This window comes from Oleiphilus sp. HI0079, assembly GCF_001635105.1.
In genome coordinates this window covers 1-8,069 of record NZ_LWFT01000616.1, presented here as the reverse complement: position 1 = coordinate 8,069, position 8,069 = coordinate 1, and the positions used below count along the sequence as shown (strand labels likewise).

The following is an 8,069-nucleotide window of genomic DNA, read 5'->3' as shown; positions in this document are numbered from 1 at the left end:
GCTTCAACTTCATCGCCTTCTTTCAGCTGAGTAGTAAGATCTTCAACACGATCTTGACTCATTTCAGAGGCTTTCAAAGTAGCTTCCACATCATCTGCCAGAACAACAACTGCAGCTTTCGCATCTACAGACTTAACAGTACCTGTAACGATTGTGCCTTTGTCATTTGCTTGCACGTACTCAGCAAATGGATCGCTGTCTAGCTGCTTAACACCTAGAGAGATGCGCTCACGCTCAGGATCTACAGAAAGGATAACTGTTTCGATTTCGTCGCCTTTCTTGTAGTTGCGAACAGCCTCTTCACCGACTTCGTGCCAAGAGATGTCTGAAAGGTGAACTAGACCGTCAATGCCGCCGTCAAGACCAATGAAGATACCGAAGTCAGTAATAGACTTGATCTTACCGCTGATCTTATCGCCTTTGTTGAAGTTACCTGAGAATTCTTCCCAAGGATTAGCGTGGCACTGCTTGATACCTAGAGAAATACGACGACGCTCTTCATCAATATCAAGGACCATCACCTCTACTTCATCGCCCAATTGGACAACTTTAGATGGGTGAATATTCTTGTTAGTCCAATCCATTTCAGAAACGTGAACAAGACCTTCAACGCCTTCTTCGATTTCTGCGAAGCAACCGTAGTCAGTAAGGTTAGTTACACGTGCAGTAACACGCGTGTTCTCTGGGTAACGCTCTTTGATTGATACCCATGGATCTTCACCCAACTGTTTAAGACCAAGTGATACGCGATTACGCTCACGATCGAACTTCAAGACTTTAACGTTGATTTCGTCGCCAACATTAACGATTTCACTTGGGTGCTTGATGCGCTTCCAAGCCATATCAGTAATGTGTAGTAGGCCGTCAACACCACCAAGATCTACGAACGCTCCGTAGTCTGTAAGGTTTTTAACGATACCTTTAACTTCCATACCTTCAGCCATTGACTCAAGAAGAGCATCACGCTCTGCTGAGTTTTCAGCTTCAAGTACTGCACGACGTGAAACAACTACGTTGTTACGCTTCTGGTCAAGCTTGATTACTTTAAATTCAAGCTCTTTGCCTTCGAGGTGTAACGTATCACGCACTGGACGTACGTCAACGAGAGAACCAGGTAGGAATGCGCGAACAGATTTAAGGTCAACTGTGAAGCCGCCTTTAACTTTGCCGTTAATAATACCTTTAACGATTTCTTGAGCTTCGAATGCTTTTTCAAGTTCTTTCCAAGCTTCAGCACGCTTCGCTTTTTCACGAGAAAGCTGAGTCTCGCCAAAACCGTTTTCAACAGCATCAAGTGCTACGTCTACAGTGTCACCGACAGCAAGTTCGATATCACCCGCTTCGTTAACAAACTGTGAAAGAGGGATAACACCCTCAGATTTCAAGCCCGCGTTGACTGTAACCCAATCACTATCGATGTCTACAACTACGCCCTTTACGATCGACCCTGGGGTCATATCGATTTCTTTTAGGCTTTCTTCAAATAAATCAGCAAAGCTCTCGCTCATTACATTTCCTGTTAGATTCTCCATACCACCAGTTAGTACGGTCTGATTAAATAAGCTAACGACAAATCACTGGCCGACCTTCGCTGCCATTAGCGTAAAAAACTATAAAGAGGAACAAGACTTATTGTGGATGGACCAACGATAGGACTTTTTCCAACACTTGCTCGATCGAAAACTCTGTCGTGTCTATTATGATTGCGTCGTCTGCGGCCTTTAGTGGCGCGGCTTTTCGACCCATATCACGCGCATCACGCGCTTCGATCTCTTGCAAAAGGGTCGCGATTTTAACATCTTCCCCCTGAGCCTTCAACTGTTGGTGCCTGCGCTCTGCTCGCGCTTGAGCAGAGGCTGTAAGAAATACTTTGAATGGCGCCTCTGGAAAAACAACAGTGCCCATATCACGACCATCAGCAACTAAACCAGGCAATTGCTGAAAGTCTCTCTGGCGTTGCAAAAGCGCTTCTCTCACCTTAGGCAATACAGCAACCTTCGATGCATTATTGCCCGTCGTCTCAAGACGCAACTCGGATGTCACATCCTCTCCACCCAAGAAAACCCTGACAGGCTCACCATCTTCTGACGCCTTGAACTCGCAATCTAGCGTAGCAGCCAAACTGGCCAGTCCGGCCTCATCGCCAAAGTCGATATCGCTACGCATACCCGAAATCGCCGTCAACCTATAAAGAGCTCCGCTATCCAGAATCGCCCAACCAAGCCGGTTAGCAACCAGCTGAGTCACCGTACCTTTGCCTGAGCCGCTAGGGCCATCTATACAAAGGACAGGAGCTTGCAAGTTAGCCATCATCAGGCATCACCGTTTACAACAACACTCATCCCGACCCGATTCGCCAACTCAACGAAATTCGGAAACGAAGTCGCTACATTCGCACAATCATTAATCACAATTTCACCTTCAGCCCGGAGAGCCGCGACCGAAAATGCCATCGCTATCCGGTGATCACCATGACTATGTACGGTTCCGCCCTGCATGGTGGCACCATTAATTTCAATGCCGTCCGGCTTCACTTCCGTACGCACACCAAGCTGCGCAAGACCGTCGGCCATTACCTGAATGCGATCGCTCTCTTTAACACGAAGCTCCTCTGCACCGCTGAGAATAGTTTCACCCTCAGCGCACACTGCAGCAATGAAAAGCACTGGAAACTCATCGATCGCCAAAGGAACCTGATCTTCTGGTATTTGGATACCCTTCAACTGGGCATGTTTGATGCGAATATCTCCAACCGGTTCACCACCAACCGTTTTCTGGTTGCTGATAGTAATGTCTCCACCCATGGCGCGGAGTATATTCACCACACCAATACGCGTGGGATTTAAACCAACATGTTCAAGCGTTAAATCCGATCCTGGGGTAATTGACGCAGCTACCATAAAGAAGGCCGCTGAAGAAATATCTGCAGGTACATCAATCTTGCCTCCCTGCATGGAGCCGCCGCCGGTCAATTTTGCCGTCGCGCCATCACGCTCCACCTTATATCCAAAACCATTGAGCATACGCTCTGTATGGTCCCGCGTGGGCGCGGGTTCGGTCACGCTGGTCTCGCCGTCGGCGTACATACCCGCCAACAACAAACAAGACTTAACCTGAGCACTTGCCATAGGCATATCATAGTGCATACCCTTTAACCGCTGAGCGCCTTTAATTTTCATTGGTGGGCGCCCACCCTCAGCCGTCTCAATCATTGCACCCATCAGTCTCAAAGGACCTGCGACGCGCTCCATCGGGCGCTTAGAGAGGGACTCATCCCCAGTTAATTCTGTATCGAAGGACTGGCCAGAAAGAAGTCCGGCAAATAAACGCATGCCCGTACCGGAGTTACCAAGATAGATTGGTCCGGGAGGCTGCTGCAGCCCATTCAACCCCACGCCGTGTATTTTTACGCGCCCGTTATGGGGCCCCTCTATCACGACCCCCATATCCCTGAATGCCTGAAGCGTCGCGAGACTATCTTCACCCTCTAGAAAGCCTTCAACCTCGGTAACGCCCTCTGCAAGGGCACCTAGCATAATTGATCTATGCGAGATCGACTTGTCGCCCGCCACACGAATCGAACCGGACAAAGACTGACCAGAACCTGCTTTGAAAATCACATTGTTAGTATTCATAACGTTTAAATAAGACTGCCCTGATAAGACTTTAGAAAAATGTTCCCGTGCCGCACGAGCACGTGTAAAGACGCCTAGCATAGTTTGACTATCGCCTGCCGCTACTGCATTGCGCAAGACCGCAAGATCATTGCTAAAACGATCTAATACATCCAGCGTCGCTCCCTGGTTGGCAATAAAAATATCTCGCCACATCACCGGATCACTCGCCGCAATCCGTGTAAAATCACGAAATCCTCCGGCAGCGTAACGAAAGATATCTTCGTTATCGGGGTTACCCGCCAGCGTATCCACCAAAGAAAAGGCGATCAAATGTGGTAAATGACTGGTTGCAGCAAGCACTTCATCATGTTTCTCAACCGGCATTGTGAGCACGTTTGCACCACACAAACGCCACATACAATCGATTAAAGCCAAGGCCTTACTGTCTGTCTCTGCTAATGGCGTCAATATTACTTTATGATTATGGTACAAGTCCGCTTGTGCCGCCGTCACACCGCTTCTCTCTGAGCCTGCGATAGGGTGGCCAGGGACAAACGTGCTCGGCACTTTGCCAAACACATTCTTCACAGCATCAACTACCGCTCCTTTGACGCTTCCAACATCCGTCAAAACAACATCTTGTTTTAAATGAGGTTTTAGCTCAGTAAGCACCTGTTCAAACGCTTGAACAGGGACCGCAATCACTACAATATCAGCACTGGCAACCGTTTCAGAAATCGTCTCGGCCGCTACATCCACTACACCCAATTCAACACCAAGCCTTGCGTGATTCGGATCGAGCGTAAAACCAGTGGTCTTTAAAACACTTCCCTGCTGCTTCAGACACTTTGTCAGCGAACCGCCAATTAGGCCAAGACCGACAACCGCAACACTCAGCCCTTTCAACTGTTCTTTACAAGCTACATCGTCAAACTCAGCACTCATTCAGTTAGCGACTCCAGAACCTCAATAAAACGAGCATTCTCTTCTGGCAAGCCAACAGAGACTCTTAAATGCCTCTCCATACCATAATTCGATACAGGCCTAACGATAACACCCTGCTGAAGCATGCTTTGATAAACATCGACGCCCGAGCCTTTCGTGTCGTAACAAACAAAATTTCCAAGGGACGGGATATAATCGTAACCAAGACGTTCAAATGCAGTGACCAGCTGCTGCATACCCCGTCGATTCAGATCGACACTCTTGGCAAGATAATCATTGTCAGAGAGCGCTGCTGTCGCTGCTGCTAAAGCAAGACTATTGGCATTAAAAGGCTGTCGCACACGATTCAGCACATCTGCAATTTCAGCGTTTGAAACCGAGTAACCAATGCGCAAACCAGCCAGTCCCCAAGCCTTGGAGAAGGTACGAGTCACCACAAGGTTTGAGAATTCATCAAGCAGGGTCAGACCATCTGGAAAGTTGCCACCTTGGTTATATTCGATATAGGCCTCATCAAGCACCACAATGACACGCTCCGGAACACGACTTAAGAAGTCACAAATCTCGTCTCTCGTCAATGCTGTGCCCGTAGGATTGTTGGGATTAGCAACAAAAATGATCGAGGTATGCTCAGTGATGGCCGCAAGCATGGCCTCCAAGTCATGCCCCCAATTCTTAGCAGGCGTAACAACAGAAGTCGCATTCACCGACTGAGTAGCTAGCGGATATACGGCAAACGCATATTGCGAAAAAATCACTTCTCTTCCGGGCTCTGCAAATGCTCGCGTTATTAATTCGAGAACATCATTGGAACCATTCCCAAGTGTAATTTGGTTGGTCGCGATAGCATGCTTTTCTGATAGCGCTTGCTTCAGTGCAAATCCATTGCCATCGGGGTAACGCGTTAGCTCCGTGAGCCCACCTTGAATCGCATCAAGCGCCAAAGGACTCGGACCCAAAGGATTTTCATTGCTCGCGAGCTTCACTATATTGCTTATACCCAGTTCACGCTCTAACTCATCACTGGGCTTTCCTGACTGATATGGGTGCAGACCTCTAACCCCCGTACTAGCCAAAGCCACAAAGTCACAAGAAGACCGCGTCAAATCGCCCATATTTATTCCTTACTAAAATCGCTTAAAGCACACCAACCGGATAAGAACCGAGATGCTTAATTTCAACGGCCCCTGGGGATATTTCAGCAATCACTGCCTGAACGTTTTCATCATCGAAATGCCCTTCGAAATCAATATAGAAAACATACGCCCAAGTCCCACTATTTGACGGACGCGACTCTAAGCGCGTCATACTTACATCATGCCGATGAAAAGGCTCCAACACATGATACAAGGCGCCGGGCTTGTTCTTGACCGAAACCATGATCGACGTTTTGTCTTGACCACTAGGAGGAACAATTTCAGAACCGATAATCAAAAATCGCGTTGTATTATCAGGATGATCCTCAATGTTTTTTGCAAGCGCATTCAGTGCGTAAAGCTCTGCTGCCATTTCGCTTGCAATCGCCGCGACACCCTCTTCCGCAGCCGCTAGACGCGCCGCCTCACCGTTACTTGAGACCGCGACTCTTTCTACCTGAGGGCAATGGGAGTCGAGCCACTTACGGCATTGCGCCAAAGCCTGAGAATGCGCATAAACTCGCTTCACATCTTCCAGCGAATCAACACTCGACGACAAAAGGTTATGATGAATTCGAAGCTTCACCTCCCCTGAAATAAAGAGTGGAGAATCAACAAAGCTATCCAGAGTATGATTAACCATGCCTTCGGTTGAATTTTCTATCGGCACAACACCGTAGTTCACTTGGCCTGACTCAACCTCCCGAAATACTTCATCAATCGCGGTTAACGGCTGCGACTTAACAAAGTGTCCGAAATGCTTAAGAGCAGCGGCATGAGTGAAGGTACCTTCTGGCCCTAGATAAGCAACTTCAAGCGGTCGCTCCAAAGCAAGACAACACGACATCACCTCTCTAAACAGCCGCGCCATGTCCTCGTCAGGCAACGGGCCCTCATTTCGCTCCATCACGGAACGAAGCACCTGCGCCTCCCGCTCGGGGCGATAATACTGCACCTGCTCACCGTTTGCTGCGGCCTGTTTTACTTCGGCCACTTGTTGAGCGCATGCCGCACGTTCATTGAGTAGGCGCTGAATATCGCGATCAATACGGTCAATATCATCCCGAAGTTGGGTTAACGCTTCAGTTTCATTGGTCATCTTGATCTCCGAAGCTTACTGAAGCGTTTCGCCATCTGAGTCTTGCTCGTCGTTAGAGCCATCAGCCTGGGACAAGCCTTCAGCCTGTGAAGAGCCTTCAGCACCAATAACAGATTCGCTTTCTGAAGCACCTTCAAGTACCTCACCCTCTGCTAACTCACCTCCCGGCAGTTCCTCTTCTTCCGGCTCTTCAATTCGCTCAACGCCAACCAAGCGTTCGCCGGCCTGCGCCAAGTTAATCAAACGAACACCTTGGGTATTTCGACCCAACACCGAAACTTCGCTAGTACGCGTTCTAACAAGTGTTCCTCGGTCGCTGATCAACATCAGTTCATCACCCTCGAAAACCTGCACCGCTCCAACAAGGCTACCGTTTCGTTCAGAGACCTGCATGGCGATAACACCTTGTCCGCCTCGATTAATGACGGAGAATTCGTCAAGGCGCGTGCGCTTGCCGTAACCGTTTTCACTTGCCACCAATAACAGGCCGTCTTCTTCTGGAAGAATAAGAGATACAACATGATGCCCTTCAGGCAGCTTGATACCGCGCACACCACGAGCTGTTCGACCCATCGCACGCACATCGCCTTCTTTAAAGCGAATCATCTTGCCAGCACTACCCATTAACATGATGTCTCGCGAACCATCGGTCACCGCGGCACCGATCAAGGTATCACCCTCATCCAACCCAAGCGCGATTAAGCCCGAAGGTCGAGGGCGTGCAAAATTCTCAAGAGGCGTTTTCTTGACAGTACCATTAGCGGTTGCCATAAAAATAAAGTGGCCTTCTGTGTAGTCTCTTACTGTAAGAAATGTGGTGATTCGCTCACCTTCACCCAGCGGTAAAATGTTCACCATAGGGCGACCGCGCGAACCACGGCTCGCCTGCGGTATTTCGAATGTTCGCAACCAGTAAACCTTACCTTTGTTCGAGAAGCACAATATCGTGTCATGAGAATTAGCAACGACCAACTTCTCGATAAAATCTTCATCTTTCATAGAGGTTGCAGACTTACCGCGACCACCACGACGCTGCGCTTGATAATCTTCCAGCTTTTGCGTTTTCGCATAACCCGCATGCGAAATAGTGACAACGAGATCTTCTTCGGTAATCAGATCAGCAACCGTAAGATCGCGACGCGAAGACATAATCTCGGTTCGACGCGCATCGCCGTATTCGTCGCGAATAGCTTCGAGCTCTTCACGAATCACTTCCATAAGACGCTCAGGATTGCTCAAGATATTCAATAACTCAGTAATACGCTCTAAAAT

The 8,069-nt window shown here is 48.7% G+C and carries 6 protein-coding genes; all 6 read right to left on the bottom strand.

The window, feature by feature from the left end:
• Positions 1 to 1,508, bottom strand: a 1,508-nt coding sequence (rpsA, locus tag A3750_RS11020) for a 30S ribosomal protein S1 (protein ID WP_068548267.1), incomplete at its 3' end; no start/stop codon positions are given.
• Positions 1,509 to 1,629: 121 nt separating this feature from the next.
• Complete coding sequence (cmk, locus tag A3750_RS11015) at positions 1,630 to 2,313, bottom strand: (d)CMP kinase (protein WP_197474998.1); 684 nt, start codon at positions 2,311 to 2,313, stop codon at positions 1,630 to 1,632.
• A complete protein-coding gene (locus tag A3750_RS11010) occupies positions 2,313 to 4,562 on the bottom strand; it encodes a bifunctional prephenate dehydrogenase/3-phosphoshikimate 1-carboxyvinyltransferase (RefSeq protein WP_068451081.1) in 2,250 nt (749 codons plus the stop codon). The genes cmk and A3750_RS11010 overlap by 1 nt, the downstream gene beginning before the upstream one ends.
• Positions 4,559 to 5,677, bottom strand: coding sequence for a histidinol-phosphate transaminase (gene hisC / locus A3750_RS11005; RefSeq protein ID WP_068451078.1), 1,119 nt, complete (start codon positions 5,675 to 5,677; stop codon positions 4,559 to 4,561). Before hisC ends, A3750_RS11010 begins: the two co-directional genes overlap by 4 nt.
• A 22-nt stretch (positions 5,678 to 5,699) precedes the next feature.
• Entirely contained in the window at positions 5,700 to 6,797 is a 1,098-nt protein-coding gene (gene pheA, locus A3750_RS11000; RefSeq protein WP_068451075.1) for a prephenate dehydratase, read from the bottom strand.
• 15 nt (positions 6,798 to 6,812) lie between these two features.
• On the bottom strand, positions 6,813 to 8,069 hold a 1,257-nt coding region (locus A3750_RS10995; RefSeq protein WP_304440186.1), incomplete at its 5' end, for a DNA gyrase C-terminal beta-propeller domain-containing protein.

Coding starts and splice junctions, on each gene's coding strand:
- hisC (WP_068451078.1), bottom strand. CDS start 5,677: ATGGGCGATTTGACGCGGTCTTCTTGTGACTTTGTGGCTTTGGCTAGT.
- pheA (WP_068451075.1), bottom strand. CDS start 6,797: ATGACCAATGAAACTGAAGCGTTAACCCAACTTCGGGATGATATTGAC.
- cmk (WP_197474998.1), bottom strand. CDS start 2,313: ATGATGGCTAACTTGCAAGCTCCTGTCCTTTGTATAGATGGCCCTAGC.
- A3750_RS11010 (WP_068451081.1), bottom strand. CDS start 4,562: ATGAGTGCTGAGTTTGACGATGTAGCTTGTAAAGAACAGTTGAAAGGG.